The sequence below is a fragment of the Vibrio sp. 10N.247.311.14 genome (genome assembly GCF_041467715.1).
Lineage (GTDB): Bacteria > Pseudomonadota > Gammaproteobacteria > Enterobacterales > Vibrionaceae > Vibrio > Vibrio crassostreae_C.
Window position 1 is genome coordinate 1 of sequence record NZ_JBFSVE010000072.1, and the last position, 20750, is coordinate 20750.

General features: G+C 45.0%; 24 protein-coding genes and 1 tRNA gene. 20 read left to right on the forward strand and 5 right to left on the reverse strand.

The annotated features are described in order from the left end of the window. Positions 1–1120 (reverse strand): thiamine pyrophosphate-dependent enzyme (locus AB6F11_RS19910; RefSeq protein ID WP_372130585.1); only part of this gene is annotated, 1120 nt, incomplete at its 3' end. A gap of 355 nt (positions 1121–1475) precedes the next feature. Between AB6F11_RS19910 and metK the strand changes: the two genes are divergently transcribed. From metK to AB6F11_RS19955, 9 genes are all read left to right on the forward strand, one after another. Then, positions 1476–2630, forward strand: a complete 1155-nt coding sequence (gene metK / locus AB6F11_RS19915; protein ID WP_017062234.1) for a methionine adenosyltransferase — start codon at positions 1476–1478, stop codon at positions 2628–2630. Positions 2631–2998: 368 nt separating this feature from the next. After that, complete coding sequence (locus tag AB6F11_RS19920; RefSeq protein ID WP_102394121.1) at positions 2999–3796, forward strand: DUF2189 domain-containing protein; 798 nt, start codon at positions 2999–3001, stop codon at positions 3794–3796. Positions 3797–3876: 80 nt separating this feature from the next. Next, positions 3877–4377, forward strand: coding sequence for a SprT family zinc-dependent metalloprotease (locus tag AB6F11_RS19925; protein ID WP_102394122.1), 501 nt, complete (start codon positions 3877–3879; stop codon positions 4375–4377). Positions 4378–4528: 151 nt separating this feature from the next. After that, positions 4529–5260 carry an endonuclease gene (locus tag AB6F11_RS19930; protein ID WP_102394123.1) on the forward strand — a complete coding sequence of 244 codons (732 nt, stop codon included), beginning with the start codon at positions 4529–4531 and terminating at the stop codon, positions 5258–5260. Positions 5261–5413: 153 nt separating this feature from the next. Then, positions 5414–6145 carry a 16S rRNA (uracil(1498)-N(3))-methyltransferase gene (gene rsmE / locus AB6F11_RS19935; RefSeq protein WP_017062238.1) on the forward strand — a complete coding sequence of 244 codons (732 nt, stop codon included), beginning with the start codon at positions 5414–5416 and terminating at the stop codon, positions 6143–6145. 9 nt (positions 6146–6154) lie between these two features. Continuing rightward, the gene (gene gshB / locus AB6F11_RS19940; RefSeq protein ID WP_102394124.1) at positions 6155–7105 is read left to right on the forward strand and encodes a glutathione synthase; all 951 of its coding nucleotides are present in this window, start codon (positions 6155–6157) and stop codon (positions 7103–7105) included. A 116-nt stretch (positions 7106–7221) separates the two neighbouring features. Continuing rightward, positions 7222–7785, forward strand: coding sequence for a YqgE/AlgH family protein (locus AB6F11_RS19945; RefSeq protein WP_102394125.1), 564 nt, complete (start codon positions 7222–7224; stop codon positions 7783–7785). A 60-nt stretch (positions 7786–7845) separates the two neighbouring features. Beyond that, positions 7846–8268 (forward strand): Holliday junction resolvase RuvX, encoded by a 423-nt coding sequence (gene ruvX, locus AB6F11_RS19950; protein WP_102394126.1) that lies wholly within the window; start codon positions 7846–7848, stop codon positions 8266–8268. A 99-nt stretch (positions 8269–8367) separates the two neighbouring features. Continuing rightward, positions 8368–8505 (forward strand): hypothetical protein, encoded by a 138-nt coding sequence (locus tag AB6F11_RS19955; protein ID WP_170791814.1) that lies wholly within the window; start codon positions 8368–8370, stop codon positions 8503–8505. Between the two features lie 74 nt (positions 8506–8579). Here the strand turns inward: AB6F11_RS19955 and AB6F11_RS19960 are convergent, their stop codons facing one another. Together AB6F11_RS19960 and AB6F11_RS19965 are read right to left on the reverse strand one after the other, a co-directional pair. Beyond that, a complete protein-coding gene (locus tag AB6F11_RS19960) occupies positions 8580–9689 on the reverse strand; it encodes a PilT/PilU family type 4a pilus ATPase (RefSeq protein WP_017062241.1) in 1110 nt (369 codons plus the stop codon). A 14-nt stretch (positions 9690–9703) separates the two neighbouring features. Then, the gene (locus AB6F11_RS19965; RefSeq protein WP_017062242.1) at positions 9704–10741 is read right to left on the reverse strand and encodes a type IV pilus twitching motility protein PilT; all 1038 of its coding nucleotides are present in this window, start codon (positions 10739–10741) and stop codon (positions 9704–9706) included. A gap of 26 nt (positions 10742–10767) precedes the next feature. Here AB6F11_RS19965 and AB6F11_RS19970 point away from each other — a divergent pair, with 26 nt between their 5' ends. The 7 genes from AB6F11_RS19970 to hemW all read left to right on the forward strand — a co-directional run bounded on the left by AB6F11_RS19970 (position 10768) and on the right by hemW (position 15618). Then, positions 10768–11472, forward strand: coding sequence for a YggS family pyridoxal phosphate-dependent enzyme (locus AB6F11_RS19970; RefSeq protein WP_017062243.1), 705 nt, complete (start codon positions 10768–10770; stop codon positions 11470–11472). A gap of 78 nt (positions 11473–11550) precedes the next feature. After that, positions 11551–12369: a pyrroline-5-carboxylate reductase gene (gene proC, locus AB6F11_RS19975; protein ID WP_065584117.1), complete on the forward strand. Its 819-nt coding sequence runs from the start codon at positions 11551–11553 to the stop codon at positions 12367–12369. A gap of 76 nt (positions 12370–12445) precedes the next feature. After that, a complete protein-coding gene (locus tag AB6F11_RS19980) occupies positions 12446–13003 on the forward strand; it encodes a YggT family protein (RefSeq protein WP_017067798.1) in 558 nt (185 codons plus the stop codon). Between the two features lie 29 nt (positions 13004–13032). After that, on the forward strand, positions 13033–13323 hold the full coding sequence (gene yggU, locus AB6F11_RS19985) for a DUF167 family protein YggU (protein ID WP_017062245.1): 291 nt from the start codon (positions 13033–13035) through the stop codon (positions 13321–13323). 28 nt (positions 13324–13351) lie between these two features. Next, entirely contained in the window at positions 13352–13783 is a 432-nt protein-coding gene (locus tag AB6F11_RS19990) for a DUF4426 domain-containing protein (RefSeq protein WP_017062246.1), read from the forward strand. A 48-nt stretch (positions 13784–13831) separates the two neighbouring features. Further along, positions 13832–14431 carry an XTP/dITP diphosphatase gene (locus AB6F11_RS19995; protein WP_017062247.1) on the forward strand — a complete coding sequence of 200 codons (600 nt, stop codon included), beginning with the start codon at positions 13832–13834 and terminating at the stop codon, positions 14429–14431. Beyond that, positions 14431–15618 carry a radical SAM family heme chaperone HemW gene (hemW, locus tag AB6F11_RS20000; protein ID WP_104216233.1) on the forward strand — a complete coding sequence of 396 codons (1188 nt, stop codon included), beginning with the start codon at positions 14431–14433 and terminating at the stop codon, positions 15616–15618. The genes AB6F11_RS19995 and hemW overlap by 1 nt, the downstream gene beginning before the upstream one ends. Before the next feature lie 117 nt (positions 15619–15735). Here the strand turns inward: hemW and glsB are convergent, their stop codons facing one another. Together glsB and trmB are read right to left on the reverse strand one after the other, a co-directional pair. Beyond that, on the reverse strand, positions 15736–16656 hold the full coding sequence (gene glsB / locus AB6F11_RS20005) for a glutaminase B (RefSeq protein ID WP_017062249.1): 921 nt from the start codon (positions 16654–16656) through the stop codon (positions 15736–15738). A 349-nt stretch (positions 16657–17005) separates the two neighbouring features. Continuing rightward, a complete protein-coding gene (trmB, locus tag AB6F11_RS20010; RefSeq protein ID WP_017062250.1) occupies positions 17006–17725 on the reverse strand; it encodes a tRNA (guanosine(46)-N7)-methyltransferase TrmB in 720 nt (239 codons plus the stop codon). A gap of 165 nt (positions 17726–17890) precedes the next feature. Between trmB and mutY the strand changes: the two genes are divergently transcribed. The 4 genes from mutY to AB6F11_RS20030 all read left to right on the forward strand — a co-directional run bounded on the left by mutY (position 17891) and on the right by AB6F11_RS20030 (position 20635). After that, positions 17891–18952: an A/G-specific adenine glycosylase gene (mutY, locus tag AB6F11_RS20015; protein WP_102394127.1), complete on the forward strand. Its 1062-nt coding sequence runs from the start codon at positions 17891–17893 to the stop codon at positions 18950–18952. A 28-nt stretch (positions 18953–18980) separates the two neighbouring features. Continuing rightward, positions 18981–19253, forward strand: a complete 273-nt coding sequence (locus tag AB6F11_RS20020) for an oxidative damage protection protein (protein WP_010435637.1) — start codon at positions 18981–18983, stop codon at positions 19251–19253. 69 nt (positions 19254–19322) lie between these two features. Beyond that, the gene (gene mltC / locus AB6F11_RS20025; RefSeq protein ID WP_017063191.1) at positions 19323–20456 is read left to right on the forward strand and encodes a membrane-bound lytic murein transglycosylase MltC; all 1134 of its coding nucleotides are present in this window, start codon (positions 19323–19325) and stop codon (positions 20454–20456) included. A gap of 103 nt (positions 20457–20559) precedes the next feature. Next, positions 20560–20635 (forward strand) — tRNA-Phe (locus tag AB6F11_RS20030). Positions 20636–20750: the final 115 nt, after the last annotated feature.

Genomic DNA, 20750 nt, shown 5'->3' on the forward strand with positions numbered 1-20750 from the left:
ATTCTGGAAGCATTTGACCAAACGCTTCTAGAGCATTTTGAGATGCTTTACGTGAAGCAATGTTTGCAGGGTTAGCTTGAAGATCAGCAATGATTGCGTTTGCTTTCTCTTCCCATTGTGCTGGAAGTTCACCGTTAGTACGACGTTTGAATTCTGCTGCTAGCTCTGGGTAAGCCGCTGCGTATGCGTCAAACTTAGCATTCCACGCCGCTTCTTTTGCTGCGCCCGCTTCTTTCGCATTCCACTCAGCTGCGATATCAGCTGGGATTTCGAAAGGACCGTGTTCCCAACCAAGTGCTGCTTTAGTTGCTGTAATTTCATCAGCACCTAGTGGAGCGCCATGGCAGTCGTGCGTACCCGCTTTGTTTGGAGAACCAAAACCGATGATAGTTTTAGTACAGATAAGCGTTGGACGAGGGTCTGCTTTAGCTGCTTCGATAGCTGCATTGATTGCTTCCGGATCGTGACCGTCTACTGCTGGGATTACATGCCAGCCGTAAGCTTCAAAACGCTTAGGTGTATCGTCAGAGAACCAACCTTCAACTTCACCATCGATAGAGATACCATTATCATCCCAGAAAGCAACCAACTTACCAAGACCAAGCGTACCTGCTAGAGAACATGCTTCGTGAGAGATACCTTCCATCAGACAGCCATCACCCATGAATGCATAAGTGTAGTGGTCTACGATGTCGTGGCCTTCTTTGTTGAACTGGGCAGCAAGCGCTTTCTCAGCCATTGCCATACCAACAGCGTTAGTGATGCCTTGACCTAGAGGACCAGTCGTTGTCTCGATACCAGGAGCGTAACCGTACTCTGGGTGACCTGGAGTCTTAGAGTGCAGTTGACGGAAGTTTTTCAGATCTTCAATTGAAAGCTCGTAGCCTGCAAGGTGAAGCAGAGAGTAAATCAACATTGAACCATGGCCGTTAGACAGGATAAAACGGTCGCGGTCAGCCCACTCTGGGTTTGCTGGGTTGTGGTTCAAGTGGCCACGCCAAAGAACTTCAGCGATGTCAGCCATACCCATAGGTGCGCCTGGGTGGCCTGAATTTGCTTGTTGAACACCGTCCATGCTAAGTGCGCGGATTGCATTGGCTAGATCTTTACGAGAAGGCATGTCTGCTCCTGGATACATAAGCGATTTAAAAAAGAGATAGTGCTAATGTTTTCATTTTAATTAGCGCGGGTATTCTCTCAAACGACTATTGCGACTGCAAACGTTTTACTGGCATTTTAACGGTCATTTTTCGCAATTTTCGAACATTTACATCACTTGGCAGTGGCTTATCTCAATCGATACGCAAACGATTAGTTATGACATATCATAAAAAAGAGCTTGTAATTCGACCGCTGGAATTTAGAATAGCCGTCTAGATGTAGAAACACCTACAAAATATACTGTATTTAATGGCGCGCTTCCTAGCTTGCGACGCCATAAACTATTTACACCAAAAACTAAAAGTGGAGCTCTCATGGCTAAGCACCTATTCACTTCTGAATCTGTTTCAGAAGGCCATCCAGATAAAATTGCAGACCAAATCTCTGATGCTGTTCTTGATGCCATCTTGGAACAAGATCCAAAAGCACGTGTTGCTTGTGAGACTTACGTTAAAACCGGCATGGTTATGGTTGGCGGTGAAGTAACAACGTCTGCATGGGTTGATATCGAAGAAATCACTCGTGAAACAGTACGTGAAATTGGTTACGTTCATTCTGACATGGGCTTTGACGCTGACTCTTGTGCTGTTTTAAACACAATTGGTAAGCAGTCTCCAGACATCAACCAAGGTGTTGATAAAGAAGACCCTAAAGAGCAAGGCGCAGGCGACCAAGGCATCATGTTTGGTTACGCGACTAACGAAACTCCTATCCTAATGCCAGCTCCAATTACTTACTCTCACCTTCTTGTTAAGAAGCAAGCTGAAGTACGTAAGAGCGGTAAGCTTGACTTCCTTCGCCCAGATGCGAAATCTCAAGTTACTTTCCAATACGACCAAGGTAAGATCGTTGGTATCGATGCTGTTGTTCTTTCTACTCAACACTGTGATTCAGTAACAACGCCTGACCTACGCGAAGCAGTAATGGAAGAAATCATCAAGCCAGTACTTCCTGCTGAGTGGATCAACAAAGATACTAACTTCTTCATCAACCCAACAGGCCGTTTCGTAATCGGTGGCCCAATGGGTGACTGTGGTTTAACTGGTCGTAAGATCATCGTTGATACCTACGGCGGCGCAGCTCGTCACGGTGGCGGTGCATTCTCAGGTAAAGATCCATCAAAAGTTGACCGTTCTGCAGCTTACGCAGCACGTTACGTTGCGAAAAACATCGTTGCTGCTGGTATGGCTGACCGTTGTGAGATTCAACTGTCTTACGCTATCGGTGTTGCTGATCCAACATCTATCATGGTTGAAACGTTCGGTACTGAGAAAGTAGCACACGAAATCATCATTGAAGCTGTTCGTCAAAACTTCGACCTACGTCCATACGGCCTTCAAGAGATGCTGAACCTTCTTCAGCCTATCTACAAGCAAACTGCTGCATACGGTCACTTCGGTCGTGAAGAGTTCCCTTGGGAAGCGACTGACAAAGCAGCAATCCTTGCGGACTTCGCTGGCCTAAAATAATTTAGCCACTGCGATGTGTTCCTTTAAAGCCCTTACTGCTTAGTAAGGGCTTTATTTTTATGTACTTACCGAACTTTCACTCACAATACCCTTCCCTAACGCCCTTCTTTACCGTTAACCACTTAGTATAAAAAGCCGGCGATAATTTGTGTTTTCTAGCACTACTGACAATAGTTAAGGTAACTCCTAGGCGATCAAGCTCACATTTAACTTAAATTAATTCAGTCTGATAACGCTCGTTAAATGCACGCTAGAACAATAACTGGGATGACAAAGAGCAATTTAGCTCAACACCATAACTCTCACACAAGCCACATCGATGAGCCTTATGGAATTATAACTAGGACGTTATTTAACTAGGGGGATCTATGCCTCGTACCGCGCACCCATCCGAACTGAACGATAAAAAACACAAGGTCAGCGATAAGGATTACGCTCGCACCATTCCTTGTAACCAAATCAGTATTTCCGCACCCTTTCATTGGTTGTCGCTTGCTCTGCATGACTTAGTAAGAATGCCATTAATCAGCGCATTCTACGGTTTGTGCTTTATGGGAGCGGCAATCGCCATTGTTCAGCTTGTCCAATGGCAAGGAACACACTTGGTCGTAATGCCAAGCCTGATCGTGTACATGCTAATAGGGCCGTTTCTTGCTCTGGGCTTGTATGACGCAGCTTGGGAAAGAGAAAAAGGCCACAACGCAAGCCTACTGCACTCGATGAAAGCCATCACTCGCAACTCCACCCACCAATGGGCCTTTGCGATCGTATTGATGGTTGCGATGATATTCTGGATGCGTATCGCTGCATTATTGCACGCGCTCTACCCTTCAGTGCAAGGCGCACCACTGGCTGAGTTCGCTCCCTTCTTAATTACGGGTTCTGTGATTGGTTTTGTCATCGCAAGCCTCATATTTAGCATCTCAGCATTTTCAATTCCGTTAATGATGGAGAGACGCGTTGATGTGATGAGTGCAATTTTCACTAGCTTTAATGCCGTGAAATCGAACATTCCTGCAATGGTGGTTTGGGCAAGTATTATTTGTGCCGGTATTCTGGTGGGTTTTACCACCTACGGCATCGGAATGATCGTCACCATGCCGCTACTTGGTTATGGTACATGGCACGCTTATCACGAGATCATTAAGAAAAAACATCACGTGTAAAGCATCGCTAGATCAAAAAGCAATGTTATGATGAGGCCTTGGCTTAAACGCTGAGGTCTTTTATTTGGAGTTAACAACGTTTGTCTTACACCCCGCAACAACATCGAGCAAATAAGAAATTGGCCGAGTGCCTAGCTATCGCAAATCAACATTTCTCTCGTGAATTTCCACACCCAACTATCACCTTCAAGTTAAGAGGTAAAGCAGCGGGAAAGGCCTACCTTCAGCTCAACGAAATTAAGCTCAACCACGTACTATTTTCTGAAAATGAAGACGCCTTCATCAACGAAGTTGTGCCGCATGAGCTCGCACACCTAATCACGCATCAGGTTTTCGGACGTGTTAGGCCTCACGGAAACGAGTGGAAGTACGTGATGGAAAAGGTATTCAACGTTCCAGCCAAAACAACTCACAGCTTTGAAATAGATTCAGTTCAAGGGAAAACCTTTGAATATCGATGTGAGTGCACCACTTACCCATTATCAATCAGACGACACAATAAAGTGCTTCGAAATCAATCGACCTATCGCTGCCAGCTGTGCAATCAAACCTTATCCTTCACAGGCACACAGCTCAGCTAAAGTCCTAGACTCGCACCTATTCGATTTGGTAACCCCATCCTTTTTATTTCAGAAAGCAACACTCGATTAAGTTGATGATAGAAATGTAATGGAGAAACTCATCCTTTGAGTGCTAGACTGATGTTTATCATACTTTTATCAGTCTTTTTCTATGCAAAAACTCACCATCAAAGCATTTGGCCTACCTGTGTCTTTTTACTTATCAATAGTATTTGGCCTACTGGTAACCCAAAGCGTTTTCGCCGCACCACCGAGCTCATTCTCCAAAGCAAAAAGAGAAGCGGTGAAGATTTATCTCGACCACCCGACTTCATTTTATTGTGGTTGTGACATTACATGGAAGGACAAAAAGAAAGGGATTCCCAACCTTGACGGCTGTGGTTATCAAGTCCGAAAACAACAAAAGCGAGCGAGTCGAATTGAGTGGGAACACGTGGTTCCAGCTTGGCAATTCGGCCACCAGCGTCAGTGCTGGCAAGATGGCGGGCGCAAGAACTGCACTCGCAATGACAAAGTATTCAAGTCCATGGAAGCCGATCTCCACAACCTAACGCCAGCTATCGGTGAAGTAAATGGTGACCGTTCGAACTACAACTTCAGCCAGTGGAATGGAATGGATGGCGTGAGCTATGGTCAGTGTGAAATGCAGGTCAACTTCAAGCAGCGTAAAGTTATGCCGCCAGACAGAGCAAAAGGCTCTATCGCGCGTACTTACCTTTACATGAGCCAAGAGTATGGTTTCAAACTATCTAAGCAACAAACCAACCTAATGATGGCGTGGAACAAGCAATTTCCTGTCGACAAGTGGGAATGTACTCGTGATGAGCGAATCTATGCCATCCAAGGTAATCACAACCCATTTGTTTACCCTGCTTGTAAATAACGTCGCTCGTACAATCAACATTCCTAACTATCTCAAACAAGAGTTTCAGAATTGCCCCTGAAACTCTTGCTCTACCCTTGTTTTTTCAACTAAAAGCATCCATGTTAGGCAGAGACAAAATACCCAAATGAACATATTTATAGGTTTACCAGCATGAGAATCCCTCGTATTCATCACCCAGAACGCATTCATCAGTTAGGTTCACTCGCTTTAGGCGAAGATGCCGCGGGTCATGTTGGTCGTGTCCTTCGCATGAAAGAAGGCCAAGAAGTCCTTCTATTTGATGGCAGTGGCGCTGAATTCCCTGCGACGATAGCCGAAGTATCAAAGAAAAATGTCACCGTTAATGTTTCTGAACGCATCGAACGCAGCAGCGAATCTCCGTTAGACTTACATTTAGGCCAAGTGATTTCACGTGGCGACAAAATGGAGTTCACGATTCAGAAATCGGTTGAGCTTGGTGTGAACACCATTACCCCTTTAATTTCAGAGCGCTGTGGCGTTAAGCTTGATACAAAACGCTTCGAGAAAAAACTCGCACAGTGGCAAAAGATTGCTATCGCGGCGTGTGAACAGTGTGGCCGCAATACGGTTCCAGTCATTCGCCCTATCATGCAACTTGAAGAGTGGTGTAGCGAACCGAGTGAAGCATTAAAGCTGAACTTACATCCTCGTGCAAAATACTCAATTAATACCCTTCCAGAACCTATCAGTAAGGTACGCCTATTGATCGGCCCTGAAGGTGGCTTGTCGGCTGAAGAAATCGGCATGACAGAACAATACAAATTTGAAGAGACGCTACTCGGCCCACGTGTACTTCGTACCGAGACAGCAGCTCTAACCGCAATTACTGCCTTACAAGTCCGTTTTGGCGATCTAGGCTAGGAGAAAAAAATGATCAAACTTGGCATCGTAATGGATCCAATTTCATCCATTAACATCAAAAAAGACTCTAGCTTTGCCATGATGCTTGAAGCTCAGCGTCGTGGTTACGAAATCCATTACATGGAAATGGATGATCTACATTTAGATCAAGGCGTAGCCATTGCTGACACTAAGGTTGTTGAACTAAAAGAAGATCCAAACGGTTGGTACAAATTCAAATCAGAACAGACTATCGCGCTATCCGATTTAGATGCGGTACTGATGCGTAAAGATCCTCCGTTTGATACTGAGTACATCTACGCAACTTACATTCTTGAGCGTGCTGAAGAGAACGGCGCACTGATCGTCAACAAACCACAAAGCCTACGTGACTGTAACGAGAAGTTGTTCACGGCATGGTTCCCTGAACTGACACCGACCACCATCGTGACTCGTAAAGCTGAAAAAATTAAAGCGTTCCGAGAAGAACACGGTGACGTGATTCTAAAACCACTTGATGGCATGGGCGGCGCGTCTATCTTCCGTGTGAAAGAAGGCGATCCAAACGTATCAGTTATTATTGAAACCTTGACCAACCACGGTCAGAACTACGCAATGGCACAAACTTTTGTTCCAGACATCAGCAATGGTGATAAGCGTATTCTTGTGGTTGACGGTGAGCCAATGCCTTACTGTCTAGCGCGTATTCCTGCAAAAGGGGAAACTCGAGGTAACCTTGCTGCTGGCGGTACAGGTGAAGCTCGTCCTCTAAGTGAAACAGACTGGGCTATCGCAAGAGCAGTTGCTCCTGCACTGAAAGAGAAAGGCTTAATCTTTGTTGGGCTTGATGTTATCGGTGACAAGCTGACTGAAATTAACGTGACTAGCCCTACTTGTATCCGTGAAATTGAAGCCGCTTTTGATATTTCAGTTACAGGTAAATTAATGGATGCAATTGAGCGTCGCGTTAACGCTAAATAGCCTAAACTAAAGAAAGCCTTAGCTATTCGAAAACACAGAAATATCTAGGCAAAGAACAATGAGCGGCTTTACGCCGCTCTTTTTCCTTTACTGGGAACACACTGGCAGGAGGCTCTATGAATTTAACGAACCACTTTCTGGTTGCTATGCCCGGAATGAAAGACCCATACTTTCAAAATTCGGTGATTTACCTTTGTGAGCACAATGACGAAGGCGCGATGGGTTTGATGATCAACGCCCCTATCGATGTCACTGTCGGCAGCATGCTTAAACAAGTTAAGGTTGATTCTGAGCAGCCGAAATCCAACCAAGCAAGTCTTGATAAGCCAGTATTGAACGGTGGGCCGGTCGCAGAAGACCGTGGATTTATTTTGCACAAACCTAAAGGCAGCTATCAATCCAGCATCAACATGACAGATCAAATCTCGGTGACGACTTCAAAAGATATCTTGATGGTGTTGGGCACAGAAGATGAGCCGATGAATTATTTAGTCGCACTTGGGTATGCAGGATGGGAACCGGGACAACTGGAAACCGAACTGACCGAGAACTCATGGTTAACCGTTGAAGCCGATCCGAAGGTCATCTTCGATACACCGATTTCTGACCGCTGGAAAGTCGCCGTGCAGATGTTAGGAATAAATGCGGCTCAGCTTTCAGCAGACGCTGGCCACGCCTAGTTCAAATCAGCTAAATAAAATAAACAGACACTCTCAAACACAGATAAATTTGGAAACCCCATGTCACGAACAATTATGGCATTTGACTACGGTACAAAAAGTATCGGCAGTGCGATAGGACAAGAAATCACGGGCACCGCAAGCCCTCTAAAAGCTTTTAAAGCCAAAGATGGCATCCCAAATTGGGACGATATCGAAAAACAAATTAAGGAGTGGCAGCCGAACCTGATTGTAGTCGGCCTTCCTACCGATCTTCACGGTCGTGATCTAGAGACCATCACACCAAGAGCAAAGAAATTTGCTAACCGCTTAAAAGGTCGTTTTGGTGTTGATGTTGAGCTGCATGACGAAAGATTATCGACCGCAGAAGCAAGAGCCGACCTTTTTGAAATGGGCGGCTACAAAGCACTAAGTAAAGGTAATGTCGATAACCAGTCTGCAGTCGTCATTTTAGAGAGCTGGTTTGAAGCACAATATTCATAACGAAAATTAAGAGCTCAAAGATTAAACTTCTTTGTGATCCTATAATGATATTACGGCGTAATGTCGAGGCAATTCATTATTAGGTAAGTGGGAGTTCACATGAAAATTTTTCTAGCAATCTTCGTAGCTCTAGCAATATCAGCATGCAGTTCGACAAGCTCCAATAATGCAGGTTATATGAATCATACTTCGACTGACGCAGACGTAATCAGCGAGCCTAAGAACAAGAAGCGTTGATAATACAGACGCAGTCGAACGATGAATATGATGAACGCCTGATTTTAACCTAGAATCAAATCAGGCGTTTTTTATCACCCCATATCTATCTTCACACCAGCCAACGCCCCAGTTCCGTAGTCGTCATCACCACGTCTAGTTTTGAGCATTAAGCGCAAGTCATTAGCAGAATCGGCACTGTGGAACGCATCCTCTTCGCTGATCTTGCCTGCTATCACTAAATCATACAAAGCTTGGTCAAAGGTCTGCATACCTATCTCTTTCGATTTAGCCATGGTTGCTTTCAGTTCGTGTAGTTCACCACGACGAATCAAGTCAGAAACACGAGGGCTATTCAGCAGAATCTCGAATACACCATGACGCCCGCTGCCATTCTTGTCGCGAATGAGTTGCTGAGCGACGACACCACGCAGGTTCATCGATAGATCAAACAAGAACTGTTCTTTCTGCTCTTTCGGCACCAAATGAAGAATACGCTCTAGCGCTTGGTTAGCGTTATTGGCGTGCAAGGTTGCCATACACAAGTGACCCGTTTCAGCAAAGGTCATCGCGTATTCCATGGTCTCACGGCTACGGATTTCGCCAATCAAGATCATGTCTGGTGCTTGGCGTAGCGAGTTCTTAAGCGCGACTTCATAGCTCTCGGTGTCGAGTCCAACTTCACGCTGTGTCACGATGCACTTTTTATGTTCATGCACAAATTCAATCGGGTCTTCAACCGTCAAGATATGTCCCGAGCGATTGGTGTTGCGATAGCCTGTCATTGCAGCCATTGAGGTCGATTTACCAGAGCCTGTCGCACCAACCACCAGCACAAGTCCGCGCTTAGCTATTGATAGGTCCTGTAGTACATCAGGAAGCTTTAGTTGCTCAAAGGTTGGGATGTTAGTCTCGATACGTCGAATGACCGCTCCAGGTAGCTCTCGCTGAAAGAATGCACTGACACGAAAACGACCAAAGTCACGCACAATCGCAAAATTAGCCTCACGCGTTTGCTGATATTCATCACGTCGGTCTTGTTCCATCATCGCATCAAGTAATTGAGCAACTTGAGCCGCATTCAGCTTCTCTCCTTGAGGGCGTAATTCACCATCCACACGAAAAAGGATTGGCGCATCAACCGTGATATAAAGATCCGATGCCTTTTGAGAAAGCATTCCCTCAAGGATTTGATTCAATTCCATTGTGTCCACCTTGATTAAAACATTGAGGTTTCAATTTCGATCTTTTTCTCGACCTCTTCCGAATCAACCAAGCCCTGCGCCATCAGCTGCTTCGCATTTTGTTCCATGGTCTGCATGCCGTGCGCTGCGCCCGTTTGAATGATCGAGTACATCTGCGCAACCTTATCTTCACGAATCAAGTTTCTGATCGCAGGTGTTGCCATCATGATTTCATGACACGCCACACGACCACCACCAACACGCTTTAGCAGCTTCTGGGCTATCACCGAGCGCAGTGATTCAGACAACATCGAACGAACCATATCTTTATCGCTACCTGGGAACACATCGATAATACGGTCGATCGTTTTAGCCGCAGAACTGGTGTGCAGAGTACCAAAGACCAAGTGACCCGTTTCTGCTGCGGTTAACGCTAAGCTAATCGTCTCTTGGTCACGAAGTTCACCAACCAGAATCACGTCTGGGTCTTCACGTAAGGCACTGCGCAGTGCCGCTTTAAAACTGTGGGTATCACGGTGAACTTCACGCTGGTTGACTAGGCATTTATTATTGGTGTGAACGAATTCAATCGGGTCTTCAATCGTCAGAATATGCTTATTGTGGTTGCGATTTACGTAATCAACCATCGCCGCAAGAGTCGTTGATTTACCAGAGCCAGTTGGACCAGTGACGAGCACTAACCCTTTTTCGTAGTTAGCAATCCTTTCGAAGATCTCAGGTGCACCTAACTGATCTAAAGTCGGGATTTCGACAGGGATAGTTCGAAATACAGCTGAGCAGCCACGGGCTTGGTTAAACGCATTAACACGAAAGCGACCAACATTGGGTAATTCAAAAGAGAAGTCGACTTCCAGTTTTTCTTCAAACTCGCCGCGTTGTGAATCGCTCATGATCTCAAAAACCAAACGATGCACATCAGCATGACTCAAAGCTGGGATTCCAAGCTTCCTTACTTCACCATCTATACGTACCATTGGAGATACACCCGCAGAAAGATGTAGATCTGACGCGTTATGCTTTACACTAAAATCTAGTAACTCAGTGATATCCATTTATTTTCCCTTAAGTAAAGTCAGCTATGAGTAGTATTCAACAAAATATCGAACAAATCACCTCACAGATTCGTAGTGCTGAGCAAAAGTGCGGACGAGCTCCAGAGTCCGTGCAACTTTTAGCCGTCAGCAAAACTAAACCTATTGATGCGATTCTAGAAGCCGCACTCGGAGGCCAAGTTGCCTTTGGTGAAAACTATGTTCAAGAAGGTGTAGATAAAGTAAAACACTTTTCAGAACAACATTCTAACCTAAATTTAGAGTGGCATTTTATTGGTCCAATTCAATCCAATAAAACCCGCCCAATCGCGGAAAGCTTTCAATGGGTGCATTCCGTCGATCGCGATAAGATCGCACAAAGGCTTAATGATCAACGACCAAGCGAACTTCCACCTTTGCAAGTGTTGATTCAGGTAAACACCAGTGGTGAAGAGTCCAAATCTGGAACCTCAGAAGAGACAGTTTTTGCACTCGCGGAGTTGATTTCATCGCTCCCCAACCTCACCTTAAGAGGATTGATGTCGATTCCTGCAAACGTATCTGACTATCAATCTCAGCTTAATGCATTTTCTCAACTGGCAGAGCTTAAAGACAAGCTAGCCGCGAAGTATTCAGACATTGATACCCTTTCGATGGGGATGAGTGGTGATATGGATGCAGCAGTTGAGGCTGGTAGCACAATGGTTCGTATTGGAACAGCTATTTTCGGCGCTCGTGATTACGCGAAATAGCCGTAGTAAGTAACGACAAGTACAAGTATTGATACCGCTTCGCCTTATCCGCGCAGCGACACGCTCAGGATTTTATATATGGTACATAAGAACATCGCCTTTATTGGGGCGGGAAACATGGTTCGCTCAATTGTAGCTGGCTTAGTTGCTAGTGGTTACCCAGCGCAAAAGATTACTGCGACAGCACCTTCAGAAACCAGAAGGCTGCCGTTAGAACAAGAATACGGCATCAATACCACCAGCGATAATATTGCAGCAGCAGAGCAAGCAGACGTTGTTGTGTTATCCGTGAAGCCACAAATGATGGCTGATGTATGTAAACCCTTACAAGATATCGACTTCAGCAACAAACTGGTTATCTCAATTGCCGCGGGTATTAATGCGAATCGACTTAATGAGATGTTAAACTGCCAACTGAACCTTGTTCGTGTGATGCCAAACACGCCATCACTGCTTGGTAAAGGGATGAGTGGTCTTTATGCCGATGCAACTGTCAGCCAAGATGATAAAGACTTTGCTTCTCAGCTGATGCAAGCTGTTGGTGAAGTAAGTTGGGTTGAACAAGAGTCTGGAATCAACAACATCATTGCGGCGGCGGGTAGCGCTCCGGCTTACTTCTTCCTGTTTATGGAAGCGATGCAAGCTGAAGCAATCAAGCAAGGTTTTGACCAAGAAACCGCTCGTAAATTAGTGCAGCAGTCTGCATTAGGCGCGGCAGAGATGGTGGTAGCAAATCCAGATACTGAATTATCGACACTGCGTGAACAAGTGACTTCAAAAGGCGGAACAACTGCAGAAGCATTGCGCACGTTCAATGAACATCAACTATCAGACATCGTAGCCAAAGCCATGCAAGCGGCGGTCGCTCGAGCTGAAGAGATGGAAAAACTGTTTTAGTACCAATCAAGGTAAACAAGCATTTTGCCGCTCTGGTTATATCTAAGCGACAAGTAAATCCGAAAAAGGAAACAATATGAACTCGATGAGCTTTCTGATCTCGACCGTTTTTGATCTTTACATCATGGTTGTGATCTTGCGTATCTGGCTACAAGCATCACGTGCAGATTTCTACAACCCATTCTCACAATTCATCGTAAAAGCGACACAACCGGTTGTTGCCCCACTACGCCGAGTTATTCCATCAATCGGCAGCCTTGATCTAGCGACCGTTGTTTTCGCTTATGTGCTGTGTGTACTTAAGTTCGTTGCTCTAAACCTGATTATCTCTGGCGGCGCTGCCGTTTTCGATATTAGCTTCCTTATCTTTGGTGCACTGTCTCTGCTCAAAGCGGCTGGTGGTTTGATCTTCTGGGTTCTACTTATCCGTGCAATCCTAAGCTGGGTAAGCCAAGGTCGTAGTCCAATCGAGTACGTATTCCATCAACTGACTGAACCAATGCTAGTGCCTATCCGCCGTATCCTTCCGGACATGGGTGGTTTCGACCTAAGCGTACTGGTTCTGTTCATTGTTCTGCAATTTGCGAACTTCCTAATGGGCGACATGATTGGTCCTATTTGGTATCAGCTATAATTCAAGTACGAACATCAGGTACTTTGACGATGCCAAAAGCGGTTTGGGCCGAGGAAAACGATATTCTTCTTAGGCTCTATATCCAACCCAAAGCAAGCCGAGACAAGATTGTTGGCTTGCATGGTGAGGAACTCAAAATTGCCATAACTGCACCACCGGTTGATGGCAAAGCCAATGCCCATTTAGCGAAATACCTTGCGAAACAGTTTAAGGTCGCAAAAGGGCAAATTAAGATAGAAAAGGGAGATCTCGGTAGGCACAAGCAAGTTCGAATATGCTCGCCAAGCCAAATCCCAACTGAAGTCAAAGCCATCCTATGATGGCTTTTTGCTATTTATTGGAGTCATTATGCGTTTATGGATAACAGCACTACTCACCGCTCTTGTTGCCTTACCAAGCTCAGCAGGGCAATTTAAGAACATTAAGGATGTCGAGGTTCATTACTCGGCTTTTAATTCCACGTTCTTAACTTCGCAAGTCGCTAAGCAATACAAACTTAAGCGAAATGGATACTCAGCAATCCTCAACATCAGCGTGTTAGACAAGGCTTCTCTAGGCAAGCCTGCGACAACGGCTAAAATTACGGGAACAGCGAAGAACCTCGTTGGAAACACCCGTACTTTGAAGTTTCGAGAAATCAAAGAAGGCGATGCGATTTATTACCTTGCTGAGTTCCCCGTAACTCACGAAGAAAACATCACCTTCGACATCGATGTGAACGCAGGCCTAAAAGGCACTGGTCCACTGCGTTTCACACAGAAATTCTATATAGAAGAGTAAGCTCAAACCTTACTTTTCATTTATTAACTTATTTAGAGCTACATTCCCATGAGTAAGATTGTTTTAGCAACAGGCAACCAAGGTAAAGTTCGCGAGATGGCAGATATTCTGTCTGAGTTTGGTTTTGACGTTGTCGCGCAAAGTGAATTTAACGTTTCAGAAGTCGCTGAAACAGGAACGACTTTCATTGAAAATGCCATCATCAAAGCTCGCCACGCAGCGAAAGAAACAGGGCTGCCAGCCATTGCTGACGACTCAGGTTTAGAGGTTGATTACTTAAATGGTGCGCCAGGTATCTATTCAGCGCGTTACTCAGGTGAAGGGGCAACCGATAAGCAGAACATCAAAAAACTATTAGATGCGATGCAAGGTGTCGAAACTGAAAAGCGTACTGCGCGTTTCCACTGTGTGTTGGTGCTAATGCGTCACGAGAATGATCCAACACCTCTAGTGTGTCACGGTAAATGGGAAGGTCGTATTCTTACTGAAGAACACGGTGAGAATGGCTTTGGCTACGATCCTGTGTTCTTTGTACCAGAAGATAACTGCGCCTCAGCAGAGCTTGAATCTTCGCGTAAGAAGCAACTATCACACCGTGGTAAAGCGCTTGCGTCACTATTCAAGACTCTCAAGGAGCAAGCTCTGTAATGCACAATGCAGCGCTAATACCACCCGCACTTAGCCTCTATGTACACATCCCATGGTGTGTACAAAAGTGTCCGTATTGTGATTTTAACTCTCACGCTCTGAAAGCCGAGATCCCTGAAAAAGAGTACATCGATGCACTGCTTGAGGATCTCGATACTGATATCGAAAAATATCAGCTCAATGGTATGCCTCGCCCACTGCATTCGATCTTTATTGGTGGCGGTACCCCAAGCTTGTTTTCTCCTGAAGGAATTGGCCGATTGTTACAAGGCATTGAACAGCGCATCCCATTCAAACCTGAAATTGAAATCACCATGGAAGCCAACCCGGGAACTATCGAAGCTGAGCGTTTTGCAGGTTACCAAAAGGCAGGCATTACTCGAATCTCGGTGGGTGTGCAAAGTTTTGAGCAAGAGAAACTGGAAAGACTTGGGCGTATTCATGGTCAAGATGAAGCGGTAAATGCTGCTCATTTAGCGCATAAGATTGGATTGAATAGTTTCAATTTAGACTTAATGCACGGCTTACCCGAACAGAGTATTGAACAAGCGTTGGCTGATTTGGATAAAGCGATAGAACTCGACCCTCCGCACTTATCTTGGTATCAGCTAACAATAGAACCTAACACCATGTTCTATTACAAAACACCAACGCTGCCTGATGATGATGACCTTTGGGATATCTTCGACCTAGGCCATAAGAAGCTCGCAGACGCAGGGTATGTGCAGTACGAAATTTCAGGCTACAGCAAGCCGGGATATCAGTGCCAACATAACCTCAACTACTGGCGCTTTGGTGACTATCTAGGTATTGGCTGTGGCTCTCATGGCAAGCTGAGCTTTACAGATGGACGCATTGTTCGTACCACTAAGGTTAAGCACCCTAGAGGCTATCTAGCTGCGTACCAAAACATGGTAAAACCTTATCTATCAGATGAATTTGAAGTGCCGAATGAAGACCGCCCTTTTGAATTTTTCATGAACCGCTTTAGGTTAATGGAAGCATGTCCAAAGCAGGGTTTCATTGATACGACAGGGCTTGGTTTTGACTCGATTCAAAAAACGATTGAATGGGCAAAAGAGCTAGGCTACTTGAAGGAAACCGACACTCACTGGCAGATCACTGAAAAAGGAAAGCTGTTTCTCAATGATCTGTTAGAAGCCTTTATGGCAGAAGAAGACGAGTAGTTCGAGATTCGAGAAGCATTGCGTAAGGGTTGGCTTTAGGGTCAACCCTTTTTGTTTTATAGCCCTCTCTCGGAGCGAAGCGTTCTATAGGACAACGTCCGTGCTCGAATCTTTCTCTTAGAAAATAGAACGACCAATTCGCTCTGAAAGCAACTCTAGAGCCTTAGTACCTGCGAGCGAGTTGCCAGAAGGATCAAGCTCTGGAGACCACACCGCAATCGTCATTTCGCCAGGAACGATAGCAATAATACCGCCACCAACGCCCGATTTTCCTGGCATACCAACACGGTAGGCAAACTCACCAGCCCCATCGTACAAGCCACACGTCGCAAGCAAAGCATTCAACTGCTTGGTTTGAACTGGCGTGATGATCTCTTTCTTGGTTTGAACCGACACGCCTTTGTTTGCTAAATAGCTAAAGGTTTTTGCCAAATCCACACACGTCATTTTAAGCGCACAAGCGTGGAAGTAGTTATTCAGAACTGGGATAACATCATTCTCAAAATTACCAAATGAACGCATCAAATAAGCAATGGCAGCATTACGATCGCTGTGCATCATTTCTGAAGCCGCTACCACCTTGTCATACACAATATGAGTATCACCCGATAACTGACGCACAAACTCTAACAAGCGGTGCCTAGGCGCAGACAAGCGGCTTTGTAGTAGGTCTGCAACGACAATTGCCCCCGCATTGATGAACGGGTTGCGGGGAATACCATACTCCATCTCAAGCTGAATCATCGAGTTAAAGGCTTGACCAGAAGGCTCTTTGCCTACTCTTTGCCAAATCTCTTCAGGCTTATATAGCACCATAGCTAGCGTCAGGCTCAAGGCTTTAGAAATAGATTGCACAGAAAATGCTTCTTCAGCATCGCCTGCTTTAATCACCTCACCTTCATTGGTGTATACCGCGATCGCCAGTTTCTGGTTCGATACGCGAGCCAGTGCAGGGATATAATCAGCGACCTTTCCCTGTCCAATTAAAGGACGAACTTCGTCTAAGATCTCGGCCAAAATAGCTTGAGTTGGTTTCATGTGCGCTTACTTCTATATTGTTATTTTTGTAGGGGTGTAACATATACCAATCGTAGTAAATAACTGCTCACTCTAGCTTGTTAAAATGCTCGATAACTGCGTTAGAATTTTTGATTGTAGAGTAACTACTTATCGAAAAATGCTGCCTTGTTCTCAAGCCTTTTTCCTACGCTATTTCTGATCGCTTACTTACTGTGATTGGTATTACTTTCTGTCGTTAAGCCTTTACTAAAATAAAAGCCTAAGGACAAAAAAGCCAACATTACAATAATGTTGGCTTTAATCAATCCCATAAAGTGTAGGGGTTAAACCCTAAGTCGGATTACCCTTCACTTAATTTGATTCGAAGTTACTTAGTACGCTTGAACTTAATGTCCCAAACACCATGACCTAAACGGTGGCCACGCGCTTCAAACTTAGTTAGCGGGCGCTCATCCGGACGAGGGATGTAATCACCATCTTCAGCGATGTTTTCGAAGCCTGGAGCTACGTTCATCACTTCAATCATATGTTCTGCGTAGTTTTCCCAGTCTGTTGCCATGTGGAAAACACCAGTATCAAGTTGAAGCTTGCCGCGAACCATCTCTGCAAACTCAGCCTTAACGATACGACGTTTATGGTGACGAGCTTTGTGCCATGGGTCAGGGAAGAACAGTTGCAGAGTATGCAGGCTGCTATCTGGGATCATGTGTTCAAATACTTCTACAGCATCGTGACACATTACACGCAGGTTAGTTACGCCAGCATCGCGAGCTGTACCTAAACACGCACCAACACCCGGGCTATGAACTTCAATACCTAAGAAGTTTTTCTCAGGTGCGTTCTTTGCCATTTCAACCAGTGATGCACCCATACCGAAGCCAATCTCTAGTACAACCGGGTTATCGTTGCCAAATACTTCTTTCCAGTTAAGAAGCTCTGGGTTGTAGTCGATACCCATTGTTGGCCAACATTCATTCATCGCGTTCTCTTGGCCTTTTGTTAAGCGGCCTTCGCGGCGAACAAAGCTACGGATCTTACGAACCAGTTTGCCGTCTTCAGTATATTCGTTAGTGGTCACTTCACTCATTGATTTTTGCCTGCACATTGATTAATCAAAGCGGGGATTATCCAAAGAATTGCCTCCGGTGCAAGTCTTTCCGTGGATAAATTCCCACACAATTTGTCTGTTTTACATCCAACGTTAAGTGTGGTGCAATTTCGCTTCTAATAATAGCAAAGCATAGAGCATGTCGTGACTCCTTTCGCAACCGCCATATTAAAGTGGTATGACGCCTACGGGCGTAAAGAATTGCCTTGGCAACAAAACAAAACCGCCTACACCGTTTGGCTATCTGAAATCATGCTTCAGCAGACTCAGGTTGCTACGGTGATTCCATACTACCAACGCTTCTTAGAACGCTTTCCAACGGTTATCGACCTAGCGAACGCCGAACAAGATGAGGTACTCCACTTATGGACAGGGCTTGGTTATTACGCACGAGCTCGCAACCTACACAAAGCTGCCAAGATCGTCGCAGAGCAATATGGTGGGGAGTTTCCACTTTCCCTCGAAGAAATGAATGCGCTTCCAGGCATTGGCCGCTCAACAGCGGCAGCCGTCTTATCATCGGTTCATAAACTTCCTCATGCGATTCTTGATGGCAATGTAAAACGAACGCTTGCGAGAAGTTTTGCCGTTGAAGGTTGGCCGGGGCAAAAGAAAGTCGAAAACCAGCTTTGGGAACACGCCGAAGCACATACTCCGAACAAAGATGTCGATAAGTACAACCAAGCAATGATGGACATGGGTGCCATGGTTTGTACCCGTAGCAAGCCTAAGTGCACCTTGTGCCCGATTGAAAGCATGTGTGAGGCCAAGAAGCTCGATAGACAGCTCGACTTCCCTGGCAAAAAGCCTAAGAAAGAAAAGCCAGTAAAAGACACATGGTTTGTGATTCTGTATCACGACAACCAAGTGTGGCTCGAACAGCGCCCTCAATCTGGTATCTGGGGCGGATTGTTTTGTTTCCCTCAAAATGAAAACGCAGAGATCGAACATCAACTAGATCTTCGTTCGATCAAAGACACTCAAACCAATTCGATCAAGACCATGATTGCGTTTAGACACACTTTCAGCCACTACCACTTAGATATCACGCCAGTATTAGTGAAATTAGATAAACAACCAGATTTGATAATGGAAGGGGCTAAAGGTCTCTGGTATAACTTATCAAAACCGGAAGAAATTGGCCTAGCCGCTCCTGTAAAGCAGCTTATTGAGAGCCTACCCTTTGAACTGAACGACGACGTTTGAATCAACGAACGCGATAAGAGGAACCACTATGAGCCGCACTGTATTTTGTGCTCGCCTTCAAAAAGATGCTGAAGGCCTAGATTTTCAACTTTACCCAGGTGACTTAGGTAAGCGTATCTTTGACAACGTGTCTAAAGAAGCTTGGGGACAATGGCAAAGCAAGCAAACTATGCTTATCAATGAAAAGAAGCTAAACATGATGGATCCTGAGCATCGTAAACTTCTTGAAACTGAGATGGTTAACTTCCTTTTTGAAGGTAAAGATGTCGTAATTGATGGCTATACTCCACCAAGCGAATAAGACATTTATTTAAGCAATTTTTAATGACATCATGGTTAACGCTGCGATGTCATTTTTGTATGAGGAACTATGAAAAAGCTAAGTTACTTCCTAACAGCCATGTTATTAACTGGCTGCAGCCGTGAATTTGTCGAAAGCATTTATGATGTCAATTACGAGCCAACCAACCGGTTTGTGAAGAATTTAGCTGAGCTACCCGGACAATTTGAAAAAGATACCGGGGCGCTAGATTCATTAATAGATAGCTTTTCAGGCAACATTCAAAAACGTTGGGGTAGCAGTGAAATCAAGATAGCAGGTAAGAGTAACTATGTGAAATACATAGATAATTACTTAAGTCGTTCAGAAGTGAATTTTAGCCAAGGCCTGATAACGGTGGAAACGGTTTCCTCTACCGAACCGAAAAAACACCTCAAAAATGCGATCATGACGACCCTTTTGACGCCAGATGATCCGGCGCATGTCGATCTATTCTCTTCTAAAAGCATCAAGCTAGAAGGCAAACCTTTCCTCTATAATCAGGTCGTAGACCAAGAAAAAAAGCCCATTCAATGGACTTGGCGAGCGAACCAGTTTGCGGATTACCTGATCGCGAATAACCTAAAAACCAAAGAAGTCGACTTTAAAAAAGCCTACTACGTTGAAATCCCAATGGTGGCCGACCACGCTAGCCAGCGTAGTTATCAATATGCCGACATCGTTCGACGAGCGTCTCAGCGTTATGACATCCCTGAAGATTTAATCTACGCTATCATCAAGACAGAGAGTAGCTTCAACCCGTACGCCGTAAGCTGGGCTAATGCTTATGGTCTTATGCAGGTGGTACCTAAAACCGCTGGTCGAGATGTATTTGAACACGTCAAAAAGAAACCTGGTGAACCAAGCCCTGAGTACTTATTCAATCCAGAAAACAACATTGATGCTGGCACCGCATACTTTTACATCCTTAAAAATCGTTATTTGAAAGACGTAAAAAACCCATTAACGCTTGAATACAGTATGATTTCAGCCTATAACGGCGGTACTGGTGGCGTACTCAATACCTTCAGTAAGGACAGAAAGCGAGCAATGCAAGACTTAAACTCGCTGCAACCGAGCCAAGCCTACTGGGCGCTTACCAAGAAGCATCCAAATAAAGAGTCGCGCCGATACCTCGAAAAAGTAACGCAATTCAAAAAAGAATTTAACCAAGGTAAAACATAACCCTCACTTTTGAATAAAAAAACAACGAACGAACGGTTTTTTTAGTTATTTTCAAAAAAGGAGTTGACGGTTATGCAGAAAATCCGTTTAATAGCGCTCCGTTGCCCGGATAGCTCAGTCGGTAGAGCAGAGGATTGAAAATCCTCGTGTCGGTGGTTCGATTCCGCCTCCGGGCACCACAATTTGATTTGTTGGTGTCAACACTCTTTAACAGGGAGTAACAACACGGACAAAAGCATAAAGAATTTAGTGTGCCGACTTAGCTCAGTAGGTAGAGCAACTGACTTGTAATCA

What these genes read in the sequence shown, in the direction of transcription:
- mltC (WP_017063191.1), top strand. Translation starts at nt 19,323, where the DNA reads ATGAAAAAGCTAAGTTACTTCCTAACAGCCATGTTATTAACTGGCTGC.
- AB6F11_RS20020 (WP_010435637.1), top strand. Translation starts at nt 18,981, where the DNA reads ATGAGCCGCACTGTATTTTGTGCTCGCCTTCAAAAAGATGCTGAAGGC.
- AB6F11_RS19995 (WP_017062247.1), top strand. Translation starts at nt 13,832, where the DNA reads ATGAGTAAGATTGTTTTAGCAACAGGCAACCAAGGTAAAGTTCGCGAG.
- AB6F11_RS19945 (WP_102394125.1), top strand. Translation starts at nt 7,222, where the DNA reads ATGAATTTAACGAACCACTTTCTGGTTGCTATGCCCGGAATGAAAGAC.
- glsB (WP_017062249.1), bottom strand. Translation starts at nt 16,656, where the DNA reads ATGAAACCAACTCAAGCTATTTTGGCCGAGATCTTAGACGAAGTTCGT.
- trmB (WP_017062250.1), bottom strand. Translation starts at nt 17,725, where the DNA reads ATGAGTGAAGTGACCACTAACGAATATACTGAAGACGGCAAACTGGTT.
- yggU (WP_017062245.1), top strand. Translation starts at nt 13,033, where the DNA reads ATGCCAAAAGCGGTTTGGGCCGAGGAAAACGATATTCTTCTTAGGCTC.
- AB6F11_RS19920 (WP_102394121.1), top strand. Translation starts at nt 2,999, where the DNA reads ATGCCTCGTACCGCGCACCCATCCGAACTGAACGATAAAAAACACAAG.
- AB6F11_RS19960 (WP_017062241.1), bottom strand. Translation starts at nt 9,689, where the DNA reads ATGGAATTGAATCAAATCCTTGAGGGAATGCTTTCTCAAAAGGCATCG.
- rsmE (WP_017062238.1), top strand. Translation starts at nt 5,414, where the DNA reads ATGAGAATCCCTCGTATTCATCACCCAGAACGCATTCATCAGTTAGGT.
- proC (WP_065584117.1), top strand. Translation starts at nt 11,551, where the DNA reads ATGGTACATAAGAACATCGCCTTTATTGGGGCGGGAAACATGGTTCGC.
- AB6F11_RS19980 (WP_017067798.1), top strand. Translation starts at nt 12,446, where the DNA reads ATGAACTCGATGAGCTTTCTGATCTCGACCGTTTTTGATCTTTACATC.
- hemW (WP_104216233.1), top strand. Translation starts at nt 14,431, where the DNA reads ATGCACAATGCAGCGCTAATACCACCCGCACTTAGCCTCTATGTACAC.
- AB6F11_RS19955 (WP_170791814.1), top strand. Translation starts at nt 8,368, where the DNA reads ATGAAAATTTTTCTAGCAATCTTCGTAGCTCTAGCAATATCAGCATGC.
- AB6F11_RS19965 (WP_017062242.1), bottom strand. Translation starts at nt 10,741, where the DNA reads ATGGATATCACTGAGTTACTAGATTTTAGTGTAAAGCATAACGCGTCA.
- AB6F11_RS19990 (WP_017062246.1), top strand. Translation starts at nt 13,352, where the DNA reads ATGCGTTTATGGATAACAGCACTACTCACCGCTCTTGTTGCCTTACCA.
- AB6F11_RS19930 (WP_102394123.1), top strand. Translation starts at nt 4,529, where the DNA reads ATGCAAAAACTCACCATCAAAGCATTTGGCCTACCTGTGTCTTTTTAC.
- metK (WP_017062234.1), top strand. Translation starts at nt 1,476, where the DNA reads ATGGCTAAGCACCTATTCACTTCTGAATCTGTTTCAGAAGGCCATCCA.
- gshB (WP_102394124.1), top strand. Translation starts at nt 6,155, where the DNA reads ATGATCAAACTTGGCATCGTAATGGATCCAATTTCATCCATTAACATC.
- ruvX (WP_102394126.1), top strand. Translation starts at nt 7,846, where the DNA reads ATGTCACGAACAATTATGGCATTTGACTACGGTACAAAAAGTATCGGC.
- AB6F11_RS19970 (WP_017062243.1), top strand. Translation starts at nt 10,768, where the DNA reads ATGAGTAGTATTCAACAAAATATCGAACAAATCACCTCACAGATTCGT.